The organism is Cytobacillus sp. FSL R7-0696 (assembly GCF_038006865.1).
In the GTDB taxonomy this organism is placed as follows: domain Bacteria; phylum Bacillota; class Bacilli; order Bacillales; family Cytobacillaceae; genus Cytobacillus; species Cytobacillus kochii.
Genome location: NZ_JBBOWA010000001.1, coordinates 3,619,025 through 3,643,522, shown reverse-complemented (window position 1 = coordinate 3,643,522; position 24,498 = coordinate 3,619,025). Strand labels below are relative to the sequence as shown.

The 24,498-nt window shown below is 35.2% G+C and carries 27 protein-coding genes and 1 pseudogene; 11 read left to right on the top strand and 17 right to left on the bottom strand.

Annotated features, from left to right (window positions below):
* Positions 1–80: 80 nt before the first annotated feature.
* From MKX29_RS18820 to MKX29_RS18800, 5 genes are all read left to right on the top strand, one after another.
* Complete coding sequence (locus MKX29_RS18820; RefSeq protein WP_341107051.1) at positions 81–566, top strand: DinB family protein; 486 nt, start codon at positions 81–83, stop codon at positions 564–566.
* Positions 567–691: 125 nt separating this feature from the next.
* Entirely contained in the window at positions 692–1,075 is a 384-nt protein-coding gene (locus MKX29_RS18815) for a hypothetical protein (RefSeq protein WP_341107049.1), read from the top strand.
* Between the two features lie 133 nt (positions 1,076–1,208).
* Positions 1,209–1,361, top strand: a complete 153-nt coding sequence (locus tag MKX29_RS18810; RefSeq protein WP_341095210.1) for a hypothetical protein — start codon at positions 1,209–1,211, stop codon at positions 1,359–1,361.
* A 316-nt stretch (positions 1,362–1,677) separates the two neighbouring features.
* Entirely contained in the window at positions 1,678–2,334 is a 657-nt protein-coding gene (locus MKX29_RS18805; RefSeq protein WP_341107046.1) for a Type 1 glutamine amidotransferase-like domain-containing protein, read from the top strand.
* A 585-nt stretch (positions 2,335–2,919) separates the two neighbouring features.
* On the top strand, positions 2,920–3,630 hold the full coding sequence (locus MKX29_RS18800; RefSeq protein ID WP_224937586.1) for a DUF421 domain-containing protein: 711 nt from the start codon (positions 2,920–2,922) through the stop codon (positions 3,628–3,630).
* Positions 3,631–3,966: 336 nt separating this feature from the next.
* On the opposite strand, the gene MKX29_RS24525 is transcribed toward MKX29_RS18800, so the two are convergent.
* Positions 3,967–4,122 carry a YkoP family protein gene (locus MKX29_RS24525; protein WP_445293186.1) on the bottom strand — a complete coding sequence of 52 codons (156 nt, stop codon included), beginning with the start codon at positions 4,120–4,122 and terminating at the stop codon, positions 3,967–3,969.
* 374 nt (positions 4,123–4,496) lie between these two features.
* Positions 4,497–4,820 carry a DUF4870 domain-containing protein gene (locus MKX29_RS18795; RefSeq protein WP_191811190.1) on the bottom strand — a complete coding sequence of 108 codons (324 nt, stop codon included), beginning with the start codon at positions 4,818–4,820 and terminating at the stop codon, positions 4,497–4,499.
* Between the two features lie 211 nt (positions 4,821–5,031).
* On the opposite strand from MKX29_RS18795, the gene MKX29_RS18790 reads away from it, so the two are divergent.
* From MKX29_RS18790 to MKX29_RS18780, 3 genes and pseudogenes are all read left to right on the top strand, one after another.
* The gene (locus MKX29_RS18790) at positions 5,032–5,811 is read left to right on the top strand and encodes an undecaprenyl-diphosphate phosphatase (protein WP_224937585.1); all 780 of its coding nucleotides are present in this window, start codon (positions 5,032–5,034) and stop codon (positions 5,809–5,811) included.
* Positions 5,812–5,917: 106 nt separating this feature from the next.
* Positions 5,918–7,043, top strand: a pseudogene (locus MKX29_RS18785) (amidohydrolase family protein).
* A gap of 493 nt (positions 7,044–7,536) precedes the next feature.
* Positions 7,537–8,097, top strand: a complete 561-nt coding sequence (locus tag MKX29_RS18780; protein WP_224937583.1) for a GNAT family N-acetyltransferase — start codon at positions 7,537–7,539, stop codon at positions 8,095–8,097.
* A gap of 22 nt (positions 8,098–8,119) precedes the next feature.
* Here the strand turns inward: MKX29_RS18780 and MKX29_RS18775 are convergent, their stop codons facing one another.
* Positions 8,120–8,275, bottom strand: coding sequence for a DUF2639 domain-containing protein (locus MKX29_RS18775; RefSeq protein ID WP_341055961.1), 156 nt, complete (start codon positions 8,273–8,275; stop codon positions 8,120–8,122).
* A 56-nt stretch (positions 8,276–8,331) separates the two neighbouring features.
* Positions 8,332–9,105 carry an SDR family oxidoreductase gene (locus MKX29_RS18770; protein ID WP_224937582.1) on the bottom strand — a complete coding sequence of 258 codons (774 nt, stop codon included), beginning with the start codon at positions 9,103–9,105 and terminating at the stop codon, positions 8,332–8,334.
* A gap of 189 nt (positions 9,106–9,294) precedes the next feature.
* On the opposite strand from MKX29_RS18770, the gene MKX29_RS18765 reads away from it, so the two are divergent.
* Both MKX29_RS18765 and MKX29_RS18760 read left to right on the top strand, forming a co-directional pair.
* On the top strand, positions 9,295–9,759 hold the full coding sequence (locus tag MKX29_RS18765) for an Hsp20/alpha crystallin family protein (protein ID WP_224937581.1): 465 nt from the start codon (positions 9,295–9,297) through the stop codon (positions 9,757–9,759).
* An 18-nt stretch (positions 9,760–9,777) separates the two neighbouring features.
* Entirely contained in the window at positions 9,778–11,232 is a 1,455-nt protein-coding gene (locus MKX29_RS18760) for a flavin monoamine oxidase family protein (protein ID WP_341107044.1), read from the top strand.
* A 267-nt stretch (positions 11,233–11,499) separates the two neighbouring features.
* On the opposite strand, the gene MKX29_RS18755 is transcribed toward MKX29_RS18760, so the two are convergent.
* The 7 genes from MKX29_RS18755 to MKX29_RS18725 all read right to left on the bottom strand — a co-directional run bounded on the left by MKX29_RS18755 (position 11,500) and on the right by MKX29_RS18725 (position 18,077).
* The gene (locus tag MKX29_RS18755; protein ID WP_224937579.1) at positions 11,500–12,270 is read right to left on the bottom strand and encodes an SDR family NAD(P)-dependent oxidoreductase; all 771 of its coding nucleotides are present in this window, start codon (positions 12,268–12,270) and stop codon (positions 11,500–11,502) included.
* A 104-nt stretch (positions 12,271–12,374) separates the two neighbouring features.
* Positions 12,375–13,019, bottom strand: coding sequence for a GntR family transcriptional regulator (locus tag MKX29_RS18750; RefSeq protein WP_251161828.1), 645 nt, complete (start codon positions 13,017–13,019; stop codon positions 12,375–12,377).
* 346 nt (positions 13,020–13,365) lie between these two features.
* Positions 13,366–14,208, bottom strand: coding sequence for a CAP domain-containing protein (locus MKX29_RS18745; protein ID WP_341107041.1), 843 nt, complete (start codon positions 14,206–14,208; stop codon positions 13,366–13,368).
* A 479-nt stretch (positions 14,209–14,687) separates the two neighbouring features.
* Complete coding sequence (locus MKX29_RS18740) at positions 14,688–16,091, bottom strand: sensor histidine kinase (RefSeq protein WP_341107038.1); 1,404 nt, start codon at positions 16,089–16,091, stop codon at positions 14,688–14,690.
* Complete coding sequence (locus MKX29_RS18735) at positions 16,088–16,768, bottom strand: response regulator transcription factor (protein WP_224937575.1); 681 nt, start codon at positions 16,766–16,768, stop codon at positions 16,088–16,090. Before MKX29_RS18735 ends, MKX29_RS18740 begins: the two co-directional genes overlap by 4 nt.
* Positions 16,765–17,739: a YncE family protein gene (locus tag MKX29_RS18730; protein ID WP_251161831.1), complete on the bottom strand. Its 975-nt coding sequence runs from the start codon at positions 17,737–17,739 to the stop codon at positions 16,765–16,767. The genes MKX29_RS18735 and MKX29_RS18730 overlap by 4 nt, the downstream gene beginning before the upstream one ends.
* A 74-nt stretch (positions 17,740–17,813) precedes the next feature.
* On the bottom strand, positions 17,814–18,077 hold the full coding sequence (locus MKX29_RS18725; RefSeq protein WP_341107034.1) for a hypothetical protein: 264 nt from the start codon (positions 18,075–18,077) through the stop codon (positions 17,814–17,816).
* Between the two features lie 100 nt (positions 18,078–18,177).
* Between MKX29_RS18725 and MKX29_RS18720 the strand changes: the two genes are divergently transcribed.
* Positions 18,178–18,420, top strand: coding sequence for a DNA alkylation repair protein (locus tag MKX29_RS18720; protein ID WP_095372909.1), 243 nt, complete (start codon positions 18,178–18,180; stop codon positions 18,418–18,420).
* A 92-nt stretch (positions 18,421–18,512) separates the two neighbouring features.
* On the opposite strand, the gene MKX29_RS18715 is transcribed toward MKX29_RS18720, so the two are convergent.
* The 6 genes from MKX29_RS18715 to MKX29_RS18690 all read right to left on the bottom strand — a co-directional run bounded on the left by MKX29_RS18715 (position 18,513) and on the right by MKX29_RS18690 (position 24,439).
* Positions 18,513–19,331, bottom strand: coding sequence for a hypothetical protein (locus MKX29_RS18715; protein ID WP_341107032.1), 819 nt, complete (start codon positions 19,329–19,331; stop codon positions 18,513–18,515).
* Positions 19,332–19,544: 213 nt separating this feature from the next.
* Positions 19,545–20,474: a CobW family GTP-binding protein gene (locus MKX29_RS18710; RefSeq protein ID WP_341107030.1), complete on the bottom strand. Its 930-nt coding sequence runs from the start codon at positions 20,472–20,474 to the stop codon at positions 19,545–19,547.
* A 22-nt stretch (positions 20,475–20,496) separates the two neighbouring features.
* Positions 20,497–20,859, bottom strand: a complete 363-nt coding sequence (locus MKX29_RS18705; RefSeq protein ID WP_341107028.1) for a hypothetical protein — start codon at positions 20,857–20,859, stop codon at positions 20,497–20,499.
* Positions 20,860–20,915: 56 nt separating this feature from the next.
* Entirely contained in the window at positions 20,916–21,815 is a 900-nt protein-coding gene (locus tag MKX29_RS18700) for an LCP family protein (protein WP_251161835.1), read from the bottom strand.
* Positions 21,816–21,992: 177 nt separating this feature from the next.
* On the bottom strand, positions 21,993–23,198 hold the full coding sequence (locus MKX29_RS18695; RefSeq protein WP_281202380.1) for an MDR family MFS transporter: 1,206 nt from the start codon (positions 23,196–23,198) through the stop codon (positions 21,993–21,995).
* A 5-nt stretch (positions 23,199–23,203) separates the two neighbouring features.
* The gene (locus tag MKX29_RS18690) at positions 23,204–24,439 is read right to left on the bottom strand and encodes a multidrug effflux MFS transporter (RefSeq protein ID WP_341107025.1); all 1,236 of its coding nucleotides are present in this window, start codon (positions 24,437–24,439) and stop codon (positions 23,204–23,206) included.
* Positions 24,440–24,498 lie beyond the last annotated feature (59 nt).

The following is a 24,498-nucleotide window of genomic DNA, read 5'->3' as shown; positions in this document are numbered from 1 at the left end:
AATAGTATATAGTAAGTAAAGTTTTTTATATTCCAAACGTATATTTTAAGGTTAATATTTTTTATTGCGGAGGGGTTTTATTGCAAACACTTTTTAAATATAACTGGATGATACGAAAAGATTGGTATAACTGGTGTGAAGATTTAAGTGAGGAAGAGCTTTTGCAAAATCGAACTGGTGGTATGGGCAGTATATTACATACACTTTTCCATATTGTTGATGTCGAGTGGAGCTGGATACGTCTATTACAGGGAAAAGCGGACTTTCAGGAGAGTTTTGATTATTATAACAGCTTGGACAAGGTTCGAAAATTGGACGCAGAATTTCATATGGAAGTAGAGAACTTTGTGAACAAATGGGATGCAAGTATGGAAAATCAATTATTTTACGATACCCTGCCAGATGGAAGAATTGTAACAGATACTTGGGGTGAAGTTATGCGCCATGCCATTGCTCACGAAATTCACCATATAGGACAATTATCAATTTGGGCAAGAGAATTGGGAAGGAAACCGGTTTCTGCAAACCTTATCGGGAGAGGACTTTCCTCTCATTCGACAAAATAATTTATTAAAGGGTTTGCAGAGGTAGCATCTGTTTTCTTGTTGTACTAAGGGGGCAGTATAGCACAATAACCAATAATATGAAATAATAATCAGAAAGTAAAAATTACTTAGTGAAGGTAAAAAAATTGAGGAATAAAGTTTACTTAGTTTTATTGTTTTCTTTAACACTTGTTGGCTTGCTCTTTATAACGAAAAGCACATTTAAATCTAATGTTAGATATACAACCTTTAAACCATCAGGAGTTAAACACGAATTTACTAGGGTTGATTTAGAACAGAAACAAGTGGTTGGTACGGTCTCATATAAAAATAAAACATATATGACTGTCGTTGTGGATGTAACCTCGAACACCTTTCAAGTCGAGGGAAGTGTTGATGAATTAGGAGATTTATCAATGAGCCAAGATTCTTACATAAATCTGTTCAAGCAGCAAGCTAAATATTTCATTGAAAAAAATATTGATAATCCTAAAAAGTATTATGAAGAATTAGAACATCAATCGTTTTAAACAAACGGGTGATTAAGTATAAGTAGGAGGGTTGCTGAGGCAGCTTTCTTTGTCGTTATTAACATAATACGCAGGTTACTTGAAGAATAATATGGGTTATTATGGTAATGTAGATATAAATGAGGTTGTCTAAATGAAGATAATTATACAAGTATTTATTGGTTCAATTATAATTCATATAATCTATATAGTCGGTATGATGTTAGTCGGTTATATCAAAACAAGAAACTACAAACCAGATATATCAAGTGCGTGGGATAAAGTAGAGACACTTCAAAGTGAGTAGATTTTGGTAAAGCTAATTCTCCTTTTCTTTACTTGTTTACTTTTATAGGAGTAACAGTGATTTGCGGAATTATTATATTTTCTTATAAAAATAGGTCAACTAGAAAAATCTGGCTAACCTTATATTACGAACGGGTGCAAGAGTTAAAGATGATTATCGCTGGAGCGTTCTTTTTTTCTTGTTTAACAACCAGGGCAGGCTAGTCGAACAGTGTTGTTTAAATTGTGTTTAACAATCGGCCATATTGAGAGTGACAAGAAAACAGAATGAGTGACTCAAGAATAAATGTTATTTACACTTTGCTGGGGAGGTACTTATGAAAACTCACTATTATTTAGGTTGGTTTAACAATTTTTTTTCAGAGAATCTGGGTAGGGCGTTACAGGAGGATATAACTGATAGAAAATCGCTTGCTATGATTAGCTCGAATCCATCTGTTTTTGAAGATGATGGTGCTACTGAACGGTCGTGGCTTGACCAGGCTGGCATTATGTTTAATGAATATCATTTAATTAATTATCGCTTACAGAAGGAAGATGCCCAAACGATAATTCAAAATGCTTCCGTCATTTTCTTGTTGGGTGGCAATATCCTTAATCAAAATGGTTTTTTGATGGAGTATGAATTATCGGATTCGATTAAAAAAAGCAACGCCGTTGTAATGGGAGCAAGCGCTGGGGCAATCAACATGTCCGCTAAATGGTTATGCTCGAAAAACTTTGGAGATAAAGTTGAAATGAGCTCTGTTTACGACGGAATCGGTCTTGATAATTTTTCCGTCCTGTCTCATTTTGATCTTGAAAATAACATGGCACTGGTTCAAAGCGAACTATCTCCCCTATCGGAAGAAATAAATATTTATGCGTCAAACAAAGATTGCGCTGTACGTGTAAAAGAAGACAAAATCGACGTTTTTGGCAATGTATATTTAATTTCCGACTCAAAGATTCAGAAATTGGATGAGACGCTCTAGTTCTAGCGAAACGCTATGGCTTAATTGAATTAATTTTTTTATGCACCGTCTCTATTTTAAATATAGTGAAGGAGAACTGGCACGAGTGTTGAATTGCGTCTATTTTTCTACTACACCCTTCCACAAAATATTTAGTTAAAGTAATTAAATTCTTATTGAACTAACGGATGCAAGAGTTAAAGATGAGGATTGCTGGAGCGTTCTTTTTTTCTTGTTTAACAAACGGGGCAGGTTAATTGAATACGAATGAATCAGAAGATCGTCATTAAAGGCGATCTTCTTTCTTGTCACTGTTTCAGATAAAAGAATAACTAACCGTTGGAATCAATTTATAGTAATAAATTTTATTAATTGGAAAATAATAGTACAAAGAATGAGGGAGAAAAGGAAATACAGGGGAAACTTCGCTCGAGTCGATACCCGCTTATAGAGTCATGAGGTTTGGGAAGTCTTGCTTCAGCTTTCGTGCCGGACATGGCACTGCTAAAACCAGTTTGTCCAAATAATATATTTTCTTATCTTATGAATTCAGGCTGATCAAGATAAGTCTTCTTTTCTAATTCTGTTTAAAGGGTGTGTAAGATTATGGAATTTTTCACTTCGCAGGAATCCTTAACTATTGTCCAATGGATGCTCCGGGCAATTGTTGGATTTGTGTTTTTCATCATACTTGTCAAATTAATGGGTCAGCGTTCCCTTTCCCAAGTAGGACTTCTCGATTTTGTTATCGTGCTGATTATTGGAAATATTATTGCCCATCCGCTGTCCGATGAAGGATTAGGTCTGGAAGGGTCGATGATTACAATGAGTGTTATTTTAATCTTGTATATAATCGGAATCTACCTAAGTTTGCATTTTAGACATTTTAGAAAGTGGTTTATCACCGATCCGATTCCATTAATAGAAAATGGAATGATTAATAACCGTAATATGAAACGTGCCCGAATTTCACTTGATGAACTGCAGACCGAATTGCGAATGAAGAATATTGAAGAAATCCAAAAAGTCGCACTTGCCTTATGGGAGCATGGTGGCAAGGTTTCCATCTTTCTGAAGACGGAACATTTGCCTTTAACAGCCGTCACATTTAGCAAACCAGTCAAACCTTTTTATTTTCCAAATACCGTTATAAAAGAGGGAACGATTGATTGTAAACAGTTGCATCAATTAGGCAGGGATGAAGAATGGATTCTTAAAAAACTTCAAGATACCTATCCAAATATAACCATCAAAGATATTCTGCTTGGTACCGTAGATGACAAGGAAGATCTAAGTATATTCCTATATAATTCCTGAGCTTCCTCATGATCTTATTTTCCTCTGAGCAGTTGCAACCGCCAGGATGTTTTCCAATTTAAATAGCTGGAATTTTTTGTTTGCATAGCAAGAAGCAAGAATCGCGGACAATCCTTTTTTTCTTTGAAGAAGTTAACTAAAAGAAAATGTTGAGGCTAAGCTATTTTATTAGATGTTTTTATATTTATATAAGCGATCTTTCGACATGAATAAATATATAGGAGATGGCTTTTCTCTTTTTGATACACTATTATGAAGACAAAAAATAAATTGGTAGCACGAAAGCTTTTTTGAATAATTTATAATATCGGTTGTGGATGGCAAATGTTTCAAACCCTAATTTCCTACAACTTTATTAAGCATTGTAATGCCGACTAATCCCTTTTTTTCATTAACATTATCATGCAATTGTATACATTTAGCTATTAATGGAAGTGATTCCTTAACTTTTTTATAGATCATTGAAGCTTTTCTTGTTTCACTATCAAATATCTTGTTTCTGCCTTAGTAATTCTACATTATGGAGGTGGATTTTTAGAAGTACATCATTTTATTTATTACTGTTCCGTCCGATAAAGTTATTTTTTCCTTTGTACCTTGTTATACGAACACGCATAATGGAATGATATTTCAAAATTAAACGTGTTTATTATCTCTATACATCAGCTACCCTATCTTTGACACCCAAACCTACTTAAATCAAAGAATCACCGAATAAGCATTCCTCTATGAATGAAGCAATCATTTACTTTGTTCCTTATTAGTATTTAAGCCAATAATTCGGCTTACAATGGAAAGGCCAAAAAGAAAACACGAACATTGATTTGTTCGCGTCTTCTTTTTGGCCTTTTATATTTACTCGTTTATTAGAGGATACGGATGATAAACGGGATGCGATACTCTTCCCCTTCAAACGCCTTAACGGCTGCAATAATGGTAAATACGATAAATGCAATGCCAAATATCGCTGCTAATAAATAACCAATGAGCACTAACATCAAGATCGTACTAATGATTCCATAAACAAAGTAAGTAATGAGGAAGTTAAAATACTGTCTTCCATGATAGTCTACAAGCTTTGAGCTATCTTTCTTTATAAGCCAAATAACAAGTGGTCCTATAAATACAGTAAAGAAACTAATAATATAAATGCCCGCAGCAAGTATTCTGTCTGTTTGTGAATCTTTCATTGTTGTTTTCCCCTTTCTCTTATTCCTTCTTGTACTATATACCTATTTTACGAAGATTATTATAAAAAGTTTCAAAGTTTTTATTTTCAAATTTCGGTTCTTCTATTGGACAACTTGAATACATTTATAAAAGCGAGAGAAAACAAGTTGATACGTGAGTTCCCCTTATTTTACTACTAGGAAAAAAATAAACAAATAGGTGATTTATATGATGTCAAAAATTGAAGCATTTATTCTTGGAATCATTCAAGGGATAACAGAATTTCTTCCTATTTCAAGCACTGGGCATTTGTATCTTGGAAGACATTTATTTGGTCTTGATGAAGCAGGATTATTTTTAGATACCATGCTCCATATTGGTACACTATTAGCTGTCCTTGTTGTTTATAAAAATGAGTTACTAGAAATCATAAAAAATCCATTCGGAAAGTTATCTATGCTGCTTGTCATTGGTACGATTCCTGCTGTCTTTGTTGGTTTATTATTTAATGATCTATTTGAGACGATCTCAAAAACCGGCGTCACCATTGGCTGGGAATTTATTATTACCGGAATCATTCTTTGGTTCTCAGATAGTATTAAAAATGGTGCGAAAAAGATGAAAGATATTAGCTATAGTGATGCATTATTTATTGGTAGTTTTCAAGCAATAGCGATATTCCCTGCTATTTCAAGATCAGGTTTAACAATCGCTGCAGGGCTCATCCGTAAACTTGATCGAGAAACAGCTGCATACTTTTCATTTTTACTATCTATACCGACCATAGCAGGAGGCATTGTGCTGCAATTTGGTGAAATGTATGCTGGTCATATTGAAGCCATTAGCTTTGGCAGTATGTTAATTGCCACACTTGCATCAGCCATTTTCGGTTATATTGCCGTTGTTTGGATGATTAATTTTCTAAAAAGAAAATCACTAAAGATATTTGCCGTTTATGTTTGGATTTTAGGATTAACAATCCTATTTATGCAAATGGCAGGCATTTTTTAAATTTATTCTCATGAGTAGGTTCTTGATTTCTACTCACTTTTTTGTCACTTTAACAGTGTATTTGCTAAGGATGAATTTTATTAAGCAGAAAAAGGACTGGATGCTGATGTCGACGATACTTTTTAAAAATGCCATTGTCTATCCCATTACTTCAAAGCCTTTCCACGGAGATGTATTAATAAAAAATCGTATAGTGAAAAAGATCGGAAAAGATATTCAAGATTTGCATGCACAAGTCGTTGATTGTTCTCATGGTTTTCTGTTACCTGGTTTTATTGATGTGCATACACATATTGGATTATATGACGAGGGGACTGGTTGGGCTGGTAATGATGCGAACGAGACAACACAGCCATTAACACCACATATTCGGGCAATCGATGGCATCCACCCTTTTGACCCTGCCTTTCGTGATGCACTTAAAGCTGGGATAACTACTGTTCACGTAATGCCAGGCAGTGCGAATATTATTGGTGGCACCACATCCATCTTGAAAACGTACGGCAATAGTGTTGAAGAGATGCTTGTTAAAGAAACTGCTGGATTAAAAATTGCTCTTGGAGAAAACCCTAAAAAAGTTCATAGTCATAGCAATGATCATTCAATTACTAGAATGGGCATTATGGGGATGTTAAGAGAAGCGTTTTATAATGTTCATGCTAATCCAAATGAAGTAAACCTGCGCACATCCCCTATTATTAAAGCACTTACACAAGAAATACCTGTACGAATCCATGCCCATAGAGCAGACGATATTAACTGCACTACGATTTGCTAAAGAGTTTCATTTAGATATACGAATTGAACATTGTACAGAGGGTCATTTAATTACTCCTTATTTAGGTAAGAATCTCCAAGTGAGCGTTGGACCAACCTTAACAAGACGATCAAAAGTAGAGTTAAAAAACAAGACGTGGGACACTTATAAAATCCTCGATCAAGCAGGTGTCTCCGTTTCAATTACCACCGATCACCCTTATACACCTATTCAATACTTAAACATTTGCGCAAGTATTGCTGTTCGAGAAGGATTATCCGAACAAAAAGCATTGGAGGGAATAACGATCGCTGCCGCTAAAAACTTAAAAATTGATCATATCGTAGGAAGCATTGAAGAAGGGAAAGAAGCTGATCTTGTACTCTGGAGCCACCATCCTTTTCATTTTCTAGCAAAACCAAAATGGACAATGGTCTCAGGCAATTGGGCATATACAAATGCGGTGGATAAATAACATGATAAGGAGACAGATTTATCTTTAAATTAGAATTTCCGTCTCCTAACTCTGTCTAAATAATGATAAGGTTTCTTCACCATTTATCTCCAATCATTAAACTTTTTTTATGCCCCTACCTCACTTCACCTCAATGAATCGTACTTTTTTCACCATCTCACCTATTGATTGCTTTTTGCCATTTTACCTTTAGAATCAGGTATGCAAAAAATGGAGAAATTTGGCGAAAAATAATCTTAAAAATAAGGTAAAAAATCTATTCCCTTTTTGCTATTTTTTTAGTATTATACTTTCATAAAATAATATTTTTAGTCGATAATATCTTTTGTTTTTGGATATTGGGAAGGCAAATGGTGCGCCACCAGTTTACTGGTTCTAGTGGGTTCGATTCCCACCCCGAAATTTTTTAGTTACATTACAAAAAATTTCGAGGGTGGGCCTTTTCTGTCTTTTTGGCATGGAGTAGGTTTACTCTCACGTGGAGGGATAACCAATGCTGAAAAAACGTGACCTAAATGATTGTCAAGTTTTATTCGAATTGATGACGCACCCCGATGTCTTCCCTTTTGTGCGTCATAAAGCTCAATCTTATGAAGAACTGTTATTTATTACGAAACAAACGCTCGAAGCTGAGGAACAAGAAAAACTCATCTCTCGCACCATTACAGATGAATGGAATAATCCAATAGGCACAATTAGCTTATATGACATTGAAAACCAAGCTGGTTTTCTTGGCACATGGATCGGTAAACCTTATCATGGTAAAGGTTATAATCAATTAGCCAAAGATGCTTTCTTTAATGAACTTTTTTATGATTTAAATATTGAAACCATTTTTATGCGCATAAAAAAAGAAAATATTCGTTCATTAAAAGCTGCCCAGAAACTACCTTATGCCATTTATGCCAATGAATCACGTAAAAGTTTGTATGAAAAAATAAATGAAACTGGCCAGATTTACGATTTATTTGAAATCCCTAAAGATCTTTATTCTCTTCATATGCTTAGAGAAGGACTTACAGTAGAAGATACAACGCATCTAAAAGAAGCTTAAAAAAACAAGGGAGCTTAAATAGCTACCCTTGTTTTTTATTCGCTAAAACCTGTTGATAAATTTTTCTGACTTCATAGGTCTTGTAAAGTTCTAATTTCCGCAACTCTATTGGATGTCTATTGACACCAAATTCTTTTAGTTTTGCAATATACCAGCCTTTTGAACCTTGAGAAGCCATTCTCATCTCTCCCACAGTCTTTTTAACAATATATGTGATAAGAATCGGAGACATGCTTATTGATGAAGGTTTTTTCCTAACACATCTTTTGCTCCAGTTATTGGGATGACACTACCCGTGATAAAGCTAGATGCAGGTTCAATAAGAAAAGCAATCACCCTCGCCACATCCTCCCCTGTGCCAGGGCGCCCTACAGGAGTTCGATCATCTTTTACTGTACAGGCATCGTCTATATCACTCTCTTTCCACTTGCCAATTATATCCCCTGGGCAAACCATATTAACTGTTATGCCATTTTCCGCTTCTTCTAAGGCAAGCGTTTTTGTTAATGAGACTACACCTGATTTTGCTGCAGCAAAAGCCGAACGATACATCCATCCTGGGGCAGTTTCGGCGCGATCAAAACCTATTGTAATGATTCTCCCCCAATTCCCCTTTCTCATGAGTGGAATTATGGCTTTGCCTAATATAAATAAAGCTTGTAGATTTCCATTTATTAAATAAGACCATTCATCTAAAGAGTATTCAATCATTTTCTTTTTTTCATGAATATATGGGCCTGCGTTATGTATCAAGATATCAATTGAATCTGTTTTCGCTAATGATTGCTGTATGAGATAATTACATTCATCTTCATTCGTAATATCTGCTTTAATGGCAATATTTTTTGTCCCATATTTCTTAGTAAGGGCCTCACAAAGTTCAATTGCTTTTTGTTCGCTATGTCTATAATTAATAATCACATTTACATTTTGCTCTGCTACTTTCCAAGCAATACTGCTACCGATACCGGTTGACCCACCAGTAATTAACGCTGTCTTTGTATTCACGTAACAACCCCTTTTAGTTAGAATTTTTAAAATTATTATTTAATTTTAATACTAATCACTATAAAGTAATGTTGCAAGTGATTTGAATTGATGTTTTTTTAACGAAAATAGAAATGTTGCATAAATTAATGAATAGGCGATTATCATCATCGGAAAGATCATCTCTTTTTTTGGAAGGGTGAAAAGTGTATGTTCCCTTGGAATCAATTCCCATTTAATAAAGAAATGAAGGCCAAATTCGAAAAATTAAACCAAAAAGAAGTCAATGAGTATGTACAAGGGATGCTCGGAAAAGTCTTTCCGAATGACCTTCAATATTCAAACGAGCAAAAACAAGAAGAAACTCAACATACAACAGAAAATAGTCAATCACAAAGTAAATTAAGATTTCGTGTCTTGGAGACACATAAATATGTTTTTGTGCGAATAGAAATCCAAAAACGAGAATGGTTAAAGCAATTAAAAATGTATCATACAACCAATCAACTCATTCTCGAACATATTCCAAAGGACAGTGACCAAACACTTATTACATTACCGACTCTTGTAAATAAAAAAGGCGCTAAAGCAGACTACCAAGATGCCATTTTAGAAATCCAACTTTATAAGTTGATTGACCGGCAATTATCTGAAATACATGTCGATGACCATTAGTTAGGAGGAAGAAAAAGTATGTTACTACCTAAATACCCTAACGACATGCTTTCCATCATCAAAAATGGATTACCAAATATAAAACAAAGAAAGAAGAATGTCTTGATTGCAGGTGCAGGCATGGCTGGATTAGTTTCAGCCTCACTCCTTAAACAAGCGGGGCATACTGTCACTGTCCTAGAAGGGAATAACCGTATAGGAGGTAGAATCTACACGCTTAGGTCCCCTTTTACAAATGGGAATTATCTTAATATGGGTGCGATGAGAATTCCTCATACACATAAACTCGTATTAAAATATATAGAAAAGTTTCAATTGCCATTATCGCCTTTTATTAATAGTCATCCAAACGATATTATTTATATTAATAATAGGAAAATTTCAAGAAAACAATACGAAGAAAATCCAAACTTACTTGATTTTCATTTAAATAAAAATGAGCAAGGAAAGACAGCCTTTACACTATTACAAGATGCGGTAGAGCCATTTATCACACTCTATAATAATAGTACAGAAGAAGAAAAGAAAAAAATGGTCTCAGAATACGACAAATATTCCATGGTCGATTTTTTAAAATATAACCCTTTAGCAACGCCTTTATCTTCAAATGCGATCAGATTAATTAGTATTCTCTTAGGTATTGAAGGGTTTCAAGAATTATCATTTATGTCGATTTTATCTAGTGTCCTCTCCCCACTCTTTCAACCTGATATCAAATATTTTGAAATAAGAGGTGGGAATGATCGGCTTCCCTACTCCTTTCAAATGGAATTAGCATCGAACCTATTTTACAATCAAAAAATAGAAAGTATCAAACAAGGTAGTAACAAAGTAAACATATATGTCCATGATACATATCAACATACTTTTAAAACGTATACAGGTGATTATTGTCTTATTACCTTACCGTTTACTACACTTCAATTTATAGATTTACTACCCAAAAATAGCATTAGTCAAAAAAAATGGCAGGCCATTAGAGAATTGCAAAACATTTCTTCAATGAAAATTGGAATTGAGTTTAGTAGCCCTTTTTGGGAAAGGTACAACTTTGGTCATGTCATAACTGATTTACCGATTAGTTTTAGCTATATTCCAAGTAGAGTAAATAATGATGCACCAGCAGTTTTACTTGCAAGCTATAGTTGGGGCAGTGACGCTTTATTATGGAATAGTTTGTCACAATCAGATATTACGAGGGAAGTCTTGAAATGCTTAAGTGAAGTATATGGCAATATTGTCTATAAAGAATACCTAAGAACCGTTACATTTAATTGGAGCAGAAATTCATTTTCTGCAGGTTGTTTCACGTTATATGCACCAGGTCAACAAAAGCATTTCGGTGAGGAGGTAAGTAAACCCTCCGGCAGACTTCATTTTGCTGGGGAGCATGCATCCTTATTCCCTGGCTGGATTGAAGGAGCAATCGAGTCAGGGATCCGTGCAGCAGCAGAAATTCACATGAGGGAATAGTCATAATAAAAAACGGTGAAAAAGCCATAAATAATACAAAGACCTTTTCACCGTATATGCTATTTAAATGACAGTAAATCCACCGTCAACTGTTACAGGTTGACCCGTAAGTAAGCTTTACCCATCTTTACGCTCACCTTAGCGATGACAACGTTTGCACCTTTTTTCACTGCATGCCTTGACAGCTCCATAGCCAATCTCTGTTGCACCACTCGTGATGATATGTTTCGCGTAAGTTTATCATTTTACTCTTTCTTTTTTTACAAATTAAACCGATGTAGCACCTTGTCCACCATCGATACGATAATATGAACCTGAAATAAATGAAGCTTTTTCTGATGATAAAAATACCATTAGATCAGCAATTTCCTCAGCTGTTGCATATCTTTTCATTGGTACAGAGCTTTCAAATTGTGTACGTGCATTCTCTGTTTGTTCAGGCATGGCGTTTGCTTCAATGGATCTCATCATTTGTGTATCTACACCAGATGGTGCAACCGCATTTACTCTGACACCATAATCTGCCGCTTCTAATGCAGCCGTTTTGTTTAACCCGATTACCGCATGTTTAGATGCAACATAAAGTCCCATACCTGGTGCACCTAATAAACCACCGTTTGAAGCCGTATTAACGATAGCCCCACCTTTTTGAGCTTTCATCACAGGTAAAACATATTTTAATCCTAAAAACGCACCGTAAACATTTACACCAAATACTGCATCAAAATTTTTCTTTGTTTGCTCATCTAAGATGGCAAAATCGCCATTGATTCCAGCGTTATTTATAAATGTATCGATACGACCAAATGCTTGTTGGGTATCTTCAACATATTTCTTTACATCTTCTTCTTTTGTTACATCAGCTGATAATAGTAAAATCTCCTCAGCATCAATAGAAGCAGCAGCCTTTTCTAATGCTTCTTTAGATAAATCTACTAGTGCGAGCTTAGCACCTTCTTTAGCAAAAGCTTTAGCTGCTGCTATTCCAATACCACCTGCGGCACCTGTAATTAGTACTACTTTGTTGGCAAAATTCATCTGATATTCCTCCCTTTTGTTTCATACAAAATAATCATACTACTAAAATTGTATATTGTCGACAATTTTGTTTGCTATAATAGGATGCCCAAAAAGTGGCATCCTTATTCTAACGTTTCTAATAAAAGAGCTGGAACTACATCCTTCGCTTCAGTAATCTTATTTTCCATTAGATTTTTGGTAATTAATTTCATTTTCGGATGAAAACGATTCATCGTATTCATTGTCCATTTCACTTGGGCAAACACCGTTAATATATAAACAGATTCATAATAAAATTTAGATAGTGCTTTATTATTCGCCACTTCAAAAAAGAATGTTGTTAAACCCGTGGATTTCATTTGATAACCAATGAGATCACCTGCAAGGAACGCTTCTTCCACAGCATTGAGTTTTAATTTTAACGTATCTTTCGTTTCATCATGCCATCGATTCGAAGTCATATCTAGTGCCATTTGAATGAGTCCAACCATGACATGTGTATATTCTTTAATATCTTCTGTCGTAAAGGATTTTACAACTGTCCCTTTTCGATGAATACGCTCGACAATATTGTCTACTTGAAGTAAATATAATGCTTCTCTCACTGGAGCTCTGCTTGTTTTTAGCTCTTCTGCTATTTTCTCTTCAATAATTTTATCTCCAGGAATATAAGAACCTTCCATGATTTTCGTTAATATGTATTTGGCAATTTGTTCAGGAAGCGATTCACCAAATCGCTGTTCATTATTAAATAAAAAATCCTTCAAACCATTCACTCCGATGTTTAATTACTCTTTATTTATACATTATATCATTTAATTAGAACGATTTGGAAATTTAATCAGAATTGGATGAGTAAGCCGTCCGGTATATAGTTGTAATCAGATGGTTGTAAAAATTAATTTGGTATCCATCAAATTCATGCACATAAACTCAAACTATATTGGTAGATATTCATAAATAAACCTCACTTTGCTACAATAAGTCAAATCATAAAGTCTGAATATGTATTGGTTTTTATAAAGGAATAATAAAAAGATGAGCAACGTCTGCATCATATGATACAGGTGTTGCTCATCTTGAAGGATAATTTTAAGCATATTTATCCGATTATTATTTACCGATGAACATTTGAGTCCAGTAATTACCGTTCTCAACATAACCTACCCCAAGGTGAGTATAGCTAGAGTTAAGAATGTTTTCACGGTGACCTTGGCTATTCATCCATGCTTGTACTACTTCTTCTGGTGTTTGTTGACCTTGGGCAATGTTTTCACCTGCTGAAGTATAAGAAATACCAAATTGTTTCATCATATCAAATGGAGAACCATATGTTGGGCTGTTATGATCGAAATACCCTTTTGCTTGCATATCACGAGATTTTTCACGCGCTACCTTACTAAGCTCCACATCAAGTTTTAATGCAGGAAGACCAGCATTTGCACGCTCTTTATTTGTTAAATCAAGGACTTGTTGTTCATATGCACTAACTTCAGATGAAGCTTCTTCTGATGGTGCTTGTGCTTCTTCAGTTACTTCTTCAGCTGGTTGTTTTTCTGGTTGTGCTACTTCTTCAGCTGGTTGTTTTTCCGGTTGTGCTGCTTCTTTAGCCGGTTGTTTTTCTGGTTGTGCTGCTTCTTTAGCTGGCTGTTCCGCTTGCTCTGGTTGTGCTGCATGCGCTTTACCTTGTTCTAATGCTGCTTGTGCTTTTTCTTTCGCTTGACTTAAGATATTTTGAATATCTTCTTGATTCCAATTCACATTATATTTACCCATGCAATCTTGCATCACTTTATTAATATAATCTTGGTTTAACATATTAGAAGTTTGATAGACAAAAGCCTTTGTATCTACTTTTACCTGAGCTGGCTCTGCCGCTTCTGCCTTGTTTAAACCTGGTGCTGATACTAGTAATGCAGCTGCTGCCGCTACTGAAAAAATAACTTTCTTACTCATAATCTATTTCCTCCCTAATGGATGTTTTTTGTTGTTTCTTGCTGTGACATAATCATATCATAGGTTTTTTTGTAATATTTTTGGGAGGAAATAGCAATGAATCATTCTTGCATGGATCTATCTAATAATAGAAAGAAAAAACGTTATGATTAGTAGGTTTTTTTGATTTTTAGAGAATAGGTTTTTTTATCATTAATTGGTAATGACACTATCGTGTTTCCATTTATATACTAGAATACTATACTTGACAACTTAAAAAAGTCTTTTTCTCTTTTACGTTTATTACATGAAGGTAACATTCGTGATATTTATTATGCAACTATAATGAAATGATATCAAAGGCTAAAAACCTTGTTGTAAGGCGGTTTGTAGCATATAAACCTATTTTCATTTGCCTATGAAAAGGAAGGGAAATACATCCTTATCCTTCTACATAAAAGGCCACTCTTCTTCTTTATAGAAAGAGTAGCCTTTAAAAATTAATGATCATTTACCATCGGAAGTATAATTTGTATCGTTGTCCCAATATTGTATTCACTTTGAATAAGCAAGCGCCCTCCATGTAAATGAACGAGTTTCTCCACAATAGCCAAACCAAGCCCTGTACCTCCATCAGCTCTTGTCCTGGCTTTATTTACTCGGTAAAATCTTTGCCGGATTTTATCTAAGTCTTCTTCAGGTATCCCAATCCCAGAGTCTTCCAATTGAATACAACAGCCATCTTCTGTTTGGAAAAGATCAAGTAATAAGGTGCCCTCATCAGTATACCTAATCGCATTATCAAAAATATTTTGCATAATTTGTTCGATTCTTCCTTCATCCGCAATAATAATAATATCAGGATCGAGATCAACTTCTATAGATAAGCCTTTTCTTTTAATTCGCGGACTATACTTTTGCACGACATCTTCCAAAAGCTGGGCTAAGGGTATTGGCGCCTTCACCAAACGATAGTCATCTGTTTCAAGTTTTGACAAATCTAATAAATCACCGACAAGTCTCTCCATCCGAGTTGCTTCCCGATAAATGAGAGCAAGATATTTTTCTTGATCTTCCTCATTTGTTACAAGACCAGACTTTAGTGCATCACTATATCCTTTGACATAACTAATCGGTGTTCTTAATTCATGAGACACATTAGCAAGAAATTCTCTCTTTCTATCATCTTCTTTTTGAATAGATGTGGCCATTGAATTAAAAGCACTAGCCAGTTCACCAATTTCATCTTGTTGATTTGTCGATAAGTGCACATTGTAATTCCCTCTAGACACTTGTTCAGCTGCTAACTTCATTTCCATTAACGGGCTAGTCATTCTTTTAATGAGGAAAGTACCTGTCATAATGGCGAATAGAAGAAAGATGAGCGCGGCAAGCATCCAAAGATAAGCGAAATCCTGTGTAATATCAGAAATTTTCTCTAACGGTAAATAGACATATATAATACCAGCGAGGCGATTATCATCTAATAACGGGATAATGACACCCATAATACGAGTATCAAACCTTTCTTCAAAACCCGTTTTGTAAATTGGATTTCCCTTTAATAATTGCTCTCGTTCTTCTCCGTTAATGAGCGAATCATATTTCATTTCAAACGGAAAGCATGCGCTCAATTCCCTAGGATTATCTACCATGATGATATCGGTTTCTGATTTATCATTGTACCAAGCTACTTTTTCCTTTAAGTCTGTACTTATTTCTCCACCTTTATAATCAGACGCTAAGGCTAATCCTTCTTCTAATAATGTATCTTCTACATTTTCGACATATAATTTCTCATAAAACAGATAAGATAATATGTAGGAATAAACAATTGTGATAAGTATCGCTATCGTCACCGTTAACCATAACTTTTTGGCTAATGTGTCGGTAAGGTACTTCATTTGTCTGGTACCTCTAGTTTATAACCTACCCCCCATACGGTTTGAATGTAATCTGCTATACCCAATTTCATCCTTAATGTTTTAATATGGGTATCAACCGTTCGTAGGCTACCATCATATTCAATTCCCCACACATGTTCAAGGAGCTGCTCCCTTGAAAGAGCCTGGTTAACATGTTGAATTAAATAAGAAAGCATTTCAAACTCTTTTAATGTTAAAGATATTTTTTCCTCTTCGACAAGGACTCTCCGCGCTTTTTTATCTATTGATAACTTTCCTATTTTTATTTGCTCTGATTCTTGTTTCACTTTTCCAGATCTCCGAAGGACTGCATGTATTCTAGCAACAAGCTCTCCTGGACTAAGTGGTTTAACAATATAATCGTCCCCGCCTAATTGTAGCCCCTTCACTTTATCCCATTCTTCTCCTTTTGCCGAAAGAAAAATGATTGGAATATCTGAATTAGTACGTATTCTTTGACAAACTTCATATCCATCTTCATTTGGCATCATAATATCTAAAATGACTAAATCAATTTCAGCTTCCTTCAATATCATGTAGCCTTCTTCACCACTCTCAGCTGTATAGCATTTAAATCCCGAATTCTCCAAATACATCTCAATCAATGTTCTCATATCTGGTTCATCATCAATAATTAATATATTTACTTTTCTCATGAATCCTCGTTCTCCCTAAGCAAAATTTGAAACGGACCTTCGCCTACTTCTACTGATCCTTTCAGTTTTATTGTTTCTGAATCGATAAATTGTAACTCAGAGCTATCATACCCTGCGACTAATACTATATCGCTAAAGGTTTCAATTGTGAAAGGGTTAGCTGTTACGCTCATTTCACCTATTACTTCACCAGCCTCATTTAACTTATACAGCAAATTGGTTCCATGGCTCACAACAAATATCGACTCATCAGCTTTGGTAAAATCGACTGGCATCGAAGGAACACTAATTTTCCTTAATGCTTTTCCGGTCTCTCTATCATAAACATGTACATATTTTTCAATATCTAATCCTTCACCATGTCCACCAACCCATATTTCGTTATCTAATGAGAACAAACCTGTTGCATGTGTATGTATTTCATAGTTTTCTTTTATCTCCATTGTTTCCAAATCAATACTTGTAAGAAGATTTTCATCAAACCCTATAATGATGAGTTCATCACGAGCTTCATCATGTTTCATCTCTAGTGGTCGATCAAAGATGTCAATATGACTCGTTTCTTCTCCATTACTATTAAAAAAACGGACGCTATTTTTTCTTTCATCTAAAGCAACTATTGTATCAGGTCTTAGTTCCTCAACATCTACAACACCCTCACCAATCGTCCACTGATGAATCAGTTCCCCTTTAGATAATGAATAAAGATCAATCGTGTTTAACTTTTCACCATACAGTAACAGCGTGTCGCCATCTGATAGTACACTTCCTCCTGTGTATGCTTTATTGACCTTCCATGAACCGATGGTATTTTGCGCCTGTATGTCTATAAATGATAGGCTCATCTCCTTAATATTTACTGTTATCGCAATATCCCGATCAGCTGGTATATTAGTGAATTCTTCTTGTCTACAACCAGTTAAGAAAGAAGAAATCAGTAAGGAAAATATGAACGCCTTGTAATAACGCATATAAAGTTTCTCCCCAGTTTTAATGTTTTATAAGTCAAGGATACCGGATGGTTGTGTTAAAAGTGTGAAAACATTCAATCGATTGTATCGAAAATTTTAAAATGTATATCAATGAGTGCGACTTTCATATCAGAAGAAAGGGAGGAGTCATTAATTCTTTTAATCGCAGCAATTAACTTTTTTTGTTTATCTTTTCTTACTCGCGGGTGAGCATTTTCATCTCTTAATTCTTTTTCTATTGCTATCATTAACACAATATCCGGATTTTCTTCACCTGTTGCCAGTGCTCTATTTTTCCATAATGAACGGTAGCTTTGTAAAAGATCCTTACTATTCATTTTAATTCACTCCTCTCATATTGAATCTACTTGATTCATACATAAATTTCAATTGAACGTTAAAAATAAAAGTAATTCATTAATAGGAAGGGGCTAGTCTATGACTACACCATATTGCTGTCCATCATGTAAAACAAACCGTTCACGCTTTAATATTATTGAACAACATCCGCGTTCAGTTAAGCTTGACCCACAATCAGGCTCTGTACTGGAGGAATACGCAGCAGAAAATTTAACAGCTTTCCATTTAAAATATAATGGTCCAACAGTAAGAATTCAATGCGGCGCATGTGGCCTAATAGAAGATGAAAAAACGTTTATTAAGTTTGGAGAAAACCAATAAAAAATAAGGGTGTAGTAATGAAGAAGGCGTTCAAAATCGATACGATCATGAACGCCTTTTTTTATCTTGTCATTTGCCTAGCTCATTTAAAGTCAAATGCGATTTTTCAACAAAAAATTCTTAGCATCGACCTGCCATGGATCAAGTGGAGAGAATCTTACTAAACGAATGGAACCGCGATAGCTCTTCTTGCCTTTACTCTTTATATACCAATCCACTTGAATGGGAAGATTAACTACTAATGCCGTATTTCCTTTCTCTATGTGACCAATTGAAGTTAACTTAACATTTTCAATCGAACGGATCGCTTTGTCATCTATCTTGTTTAATGCGACAAGAGACAGGAGATAAGCATCTTGTTGTTTCAAGCCTGCTATAAAGGCAGCTGATACTTTTTCCGGATCAGATATAGCCATATACTCATCAAGTTTACCTGCAGCTTTGAGAATCATCAATTTATGAGATAAATCCATTGAATTGGTACGATGTGTCGTACTACCAAAAAAATGAATACAAAAATGACCTGGAAAATTATTCGATAAAGCACCTGCCCCGTGTGGCATCCCGTGCATGGAAGCAGCAATCCATTCTCCATCACTAATGACGATAATTGCTCTTCGCTTCCAACTCCATTTTCCATTATAAATTTCCTTCATTGTCTTTGTATCTTCTTTCGTTAATGGTTGAACATCTGCATGCTCACTACCAGCTCTTCGTTGGACATCAAATCGCTTACCAGTATCGACATCTAGCACAGTAAACTTCTTAAACTTCGGTAAATGTTCTTTCGCTTCTTTCCAAGGCAATATCTGGATAGGTAATCCAATTTCATCATCCACCATACCATACATCTTTGCAGGGAACACTAAATAAAGCATTAAAAACAAGGAGACAATGCACCACTTTTTCATCTTTTATCACTCTTCTTTATTAGGTTTCATCGTAAAGTTTGCCTAAACATGAGCATTTTTATGTATAGTAACTTTTGGGTGGATTTGTCCATCTGAAACACAATAAGGAGAGTAGCTTCTAGAATAACGCCTCTCGACTTGTTAACAGCTAAAGACTTGGATGGTTTTGCGCAAAAAAAACTGAGTAAGAACAAAATCCTACTCAGTTTATTTTTAATCAATATATTCTTTTGGTTTTTCTAGAGATTGTAGTCCGCTTTCGATTTTATCCCAATCAATATTTTCTCCGATGAATACCATGTTTAAAGGAATATTCATTTCTTCTTGAAAATATACAGGCATCCCGTATGAAAATTGGAAAAGCTGTGGATAGGCTAAAGATGAGAACTTAATATATCCCTTCATTCGATAGAGCGTGTCAGGTAATTCTCTCAAAAAATCCTCAAAAGCAGATTGATCTACAGCTCCTTTAAATTGATAAACAAAGGTGCTCAAATGTAAATCTGTGCCAATCCTGCTACTAGATTGTTTTTCTTTCGGCAATAAGGACAATTCTCTTATTCGTTTAATTGGTACTTTTGCATTTTTTGTTAACAATGTAAAAGCTGTCGAATTAATACTTTGAACTTCTTGGATGACATTTGCTTGTTCATCTTCAGATAACAAGTCAATTTTATTAACAAGTAGGCAATCTGCATGTCTAATTTGCTCAACTAAAAGCTGTAGCACTTGCGGTGTCAATTCTTTTCTGTTTAACCATCTTGCACTATCAAGGATTGAGATAATACCTTTAGGGACAATTGAGTTAGCAAAAAGTGGTGAAAGCACAGCATCTAACACTTCCACTGGATGTGCCGCTCCTGTCGCTTCAATATAGATGACATCTGGTTTTTCAACCGTTAATAAACCTTGTAACTGTCCCTCTAATTTGTCTTGAATGGTACAACAAATACAGCCATCCAATAATTCTTTTAACGGAATGTCCTCATCTATTGCATCTGAATCGATTGATACTTTTCCTAATTCATTCATTAATACAGCCACTTTTCTACCGTTCGCTTTTTCATCCTGTAGCAACTGCTTTAACAGTGTTGTCTTTCCACTCCCTAAAAATCCAGCTAATATATAGATCTCTGTACTCATGTTTATTTTTTCCCCTTAAAGTCTATTCTGCAATTGTTTCTTCAATCATATTACTGAGTTTGTTTTTTAATATTTCATACGTATCGTCGGTGATATAGCCTATTTTTTGGAACTCTTCTTGCTTACATTTCCATACGGGAATATATCCATGTGGGAAATATTCATCCTCTTCTTCTAATCCTACTTCAATAAAAGATTGGTAGTCGCTTTCTAAACATTCATCATGTTGTGCTTCTTTTCCTTTTTTACAGCGAATGAATTCAATCACCAAGTGTTCATGTTGTTTGTAATGTCTGAGCATTTCAGCGATTAACATTTCACAAGTTTGTTCGACCTGAACGACCTCCTTCTTCATTTTATCATTCATTTGAACAATCTGCCTCATGGAAACCACCTCTTTCATTGAACCATTGTAAAGGATAGAAGAGAATGGCACAAATATTACGGTCGCCCATTGACCTCCGTAACATTCTTCTCTTTAAAAAACTGCCTGAGGGCGGAGATATTTTCTTTATAATCCATATCTAACACAGCGCCAGCATGCGGAGAATTTTTATCAACAAATGAATCATCTACCGGAATCCGCATTGTTTCTATATCTGTTATTGGATTCAGTAATACAGAGGTCGCCATCGCAAACATCTGATCAATATGTAAATCTGTATCAACATTTGCCATAATCATTTTCATCATTTCAGGTGATTTGGCGATTCCTTCAATAGATGTCATATGGTTTTTTAGTTCTTCCTTTAATAAAGCAAGCACTTCCTGTTGTCGCTTTACTCTTCCATAATCGTATTCATCATCATGACGAAATCGAACGTAATCTAATAGTTGCTCACCATTCAAAAAGTTTTTACCTGGCTCAATGTTCATATTCATATCTTCAATCATTGCTGCAGGAACATCAACTTCCAGTCCATTTGGAGCAACAATATTTAAGATATTTGCAAATCCTTTAAAGTCAATGACAACTGAATGATCAATCTTTATTTGAAAATTTTCTTCGATTGTTTGTGAAAGTAATTCCGTTCCTCCTAAAAAATAGGCATGATTCAATTTATGGTATCCTTTTTCATAATTCGGGATCTCTACATAGCTATCACGCATAATAGAGACTAGTTTAACTCTTTCTTCTTTTGGTTCATACCGAGCTAACATAATTGTATCAGATCTTGAATCTGCTTCTCCTCTAGAATCAACACCAACAAGTAAAAATGTTTTTGGATCTGAATTGTTCCATGTTGTTCCCTTCTCCTTTTGACGGTTATCTTTCTCAGATATGCCAGATGAACATGCTGCTAATAGCAAAGCTAACAAAATGATGACATATTTTCTCATGGTTCATCCTCCTTATTTTTCCTTATTCATTCATTGTAGGGATAGATGAACAACTTTATACTTTAAAAAAGAGGAAATAGTTTTTTACATTTTTGCCTTTCTAACGTAAGGGGGCTTTTTCATATAAAAAGAACAAACTAACAACCCATTATTGCGTGTTGTTAGTTTGTTCGATGCTTAACTTAATTTCTTTTCAACTGTCACAATCACTTCTTTTTTAATTCCTGCTGAAAAGAAAATAATACTACATAAACAAATGACGGCGATCACAAAGAAGGCAATCGTTCCCCCGCTGATACCAATCAAGTATCCACCAATCATTGGACCAATAAAACTTCCTGTATTCCTGAACTGAGCAGCACCAAAATACGTGCCACGTAATTCCTCTGAAGCTAATTGATCAATTAATATACTACTTGCTGGAAATGATAATATCTCTCCAAAGGTGAATAAGATTACACCGATAACTGCCATTATCCAATGAGTGGATATAGCAAAAAAGAATAACCCAATAGCTACAAGAGCCGAACCAATAATCATAGATTTTAAAGGGCGAACCTTTTCCATCAGTTTTGCAAAAGGTAATTGTAATATAATTACAAGGATGGCATTAATGGATAAAAGAAATGAATAAATGACGACGCCATTCTCCAATCGGTTATCAAAGTGTTGTGGTAAGTTTGAATCCATTTGCGAATAACCTATCGCAAGTAAAATACCACCTAGAATATAATACAATAGCGACCTATCCCTCCTTACAATGTGAAAGGCAACAGGTAAGGTCACATTTTCTTTATTCTCCAAACGAGGAACACGCTGAATCGTAAACAATAAAATGAACATATATGCTAAATAAATACCACCAGTAATATAAAAAGTGAGAGACGCATTTGTTAATGCTAATACAGCCCCGATTAATGGGCCAACAGCTGCCCCAATATTAATGGCGACATATCTTAAGGAAAATACTTTCATTCTTTGTTCCTTTTTTGTTAAATCGGCCATCAATGCTTGTGCAGTTGGTTCAAAAAAGGAATTACACAAACCAAGTAAAGCATTGAGTAGCAAAAAAGCAAGAGCTGAGGCGGACAAAGCAAAGCCAAAATAAGCGGCTGCTGTACCAATTAATGCAACAAGCATAATCGGCTTTCTTCCAAATTGGTCAGATAAATGCCCCCCTATAAAACCACCTATTGTCGACATTAATGGACCCATCCCGATAATGAGGCCAATTAAAAACGAAGGATAGTCCTGATTCACTAAATATATAGATAAAAAAGGCAACGTCATAAATGCCGCCCCGCGAGATAAGATTGTACCAACTAGTAAAATCCATATCGTGCGATGAAACTGATTATAATAATCTTGTAATCGTTTAATCATGTTGGTTATCCTTTCGATTCTTTTACAATACGCCCTTTAACTAGAAACAAATAAGATAATAGAGCTAAGATTTCTGCACTAGCAATAATAAATGCCATTGGCCATGAAGAAGATTCACCAGCTATTCCAACTAACGGAGCAGCCATACCACCAAGCAAGAACGTCATTAAGCCAATTAAGGCTGAAGCACTACCAGCATTTTCGCCTTGTGAAGCCATTGCCAACGAAAAAGTTGATGTATTAACGACCCCAACAGCAGAAACAACTAAAAATAACGGAATAAGAACACCCCAAATACCTAGATGAAAAATTTCACTTAGAAGTAATGTAACCCCTCCAACTAAAGCAATCATCAATCCACCGAGTAATAAAGTTCCCTCATGTATTCGCTCTGAAAGTTTTCCCGTTAATTGACTGCCTAAAATAATGCCAATTCCATTCATTGCAAAACAAACACTAAACATTTGCGGAGAAAGACCATAAATGTTTTGCAATACAAAGGGAGATCCAGAAATATAAGCAAACATTGCAGCACCAACAAAACCTTGAGATAAAGCGTATCCCATAAATTTACGGTCTTTTACGATTTTTCCGAAACGGCTAAAGGAAACAAAAACGCCTCCATTTAACCTTTTCTCAGCAGGCAAGCTTTCTTGTAATGAAAAGATAACCAGTAATAAGCTAAGAAACCCGATTAATGTTAAAACAAAAAATACACCTCTCCAAGAGGTAATCGCTAATAGTTGGCCACCAAAAACGGGTGCTAAAATAGGGGCTGCCCCGTTTATTAAACTAAGTGTGGCAAAAAATTTAGTTAATTGTGTGCCACTGTATAAATCTCGAACTACGGCTCTTGATATAACAATTCCTACAGCCCCGGCTAATCCTTGAATAAACCTTAATATGATGAACAATTCAACGTTTGGAGAGGCCATGCAGGCAACTGAAATGAGACAATATAAAATAAGTCCAACTATTAACGGCCTCTTACGGCCAACCATATCACTAATTGGCCCGGCAAAAATTTGTCCTAAAGCTAAACCAACCATACATGCTGTTAAGCTTAATTGTGCATAGGATGCACTTGTTTGCAGATCATCTGCTAGATTAGGTAATGCCGGAAGATACATATCTAAGGATAATGGCCCAAAAGCAGATAACAATCCCAGAATAACGGCCAGCATGAGGCGCTTACTTCTACTTTCCTCCTTATCGTTACTTAATTCACTCGTTTCGTACATCACACATCCTTCTTTCCATCTTCAATACAATTTTAGAATATTGCTAATTTACCATAAAA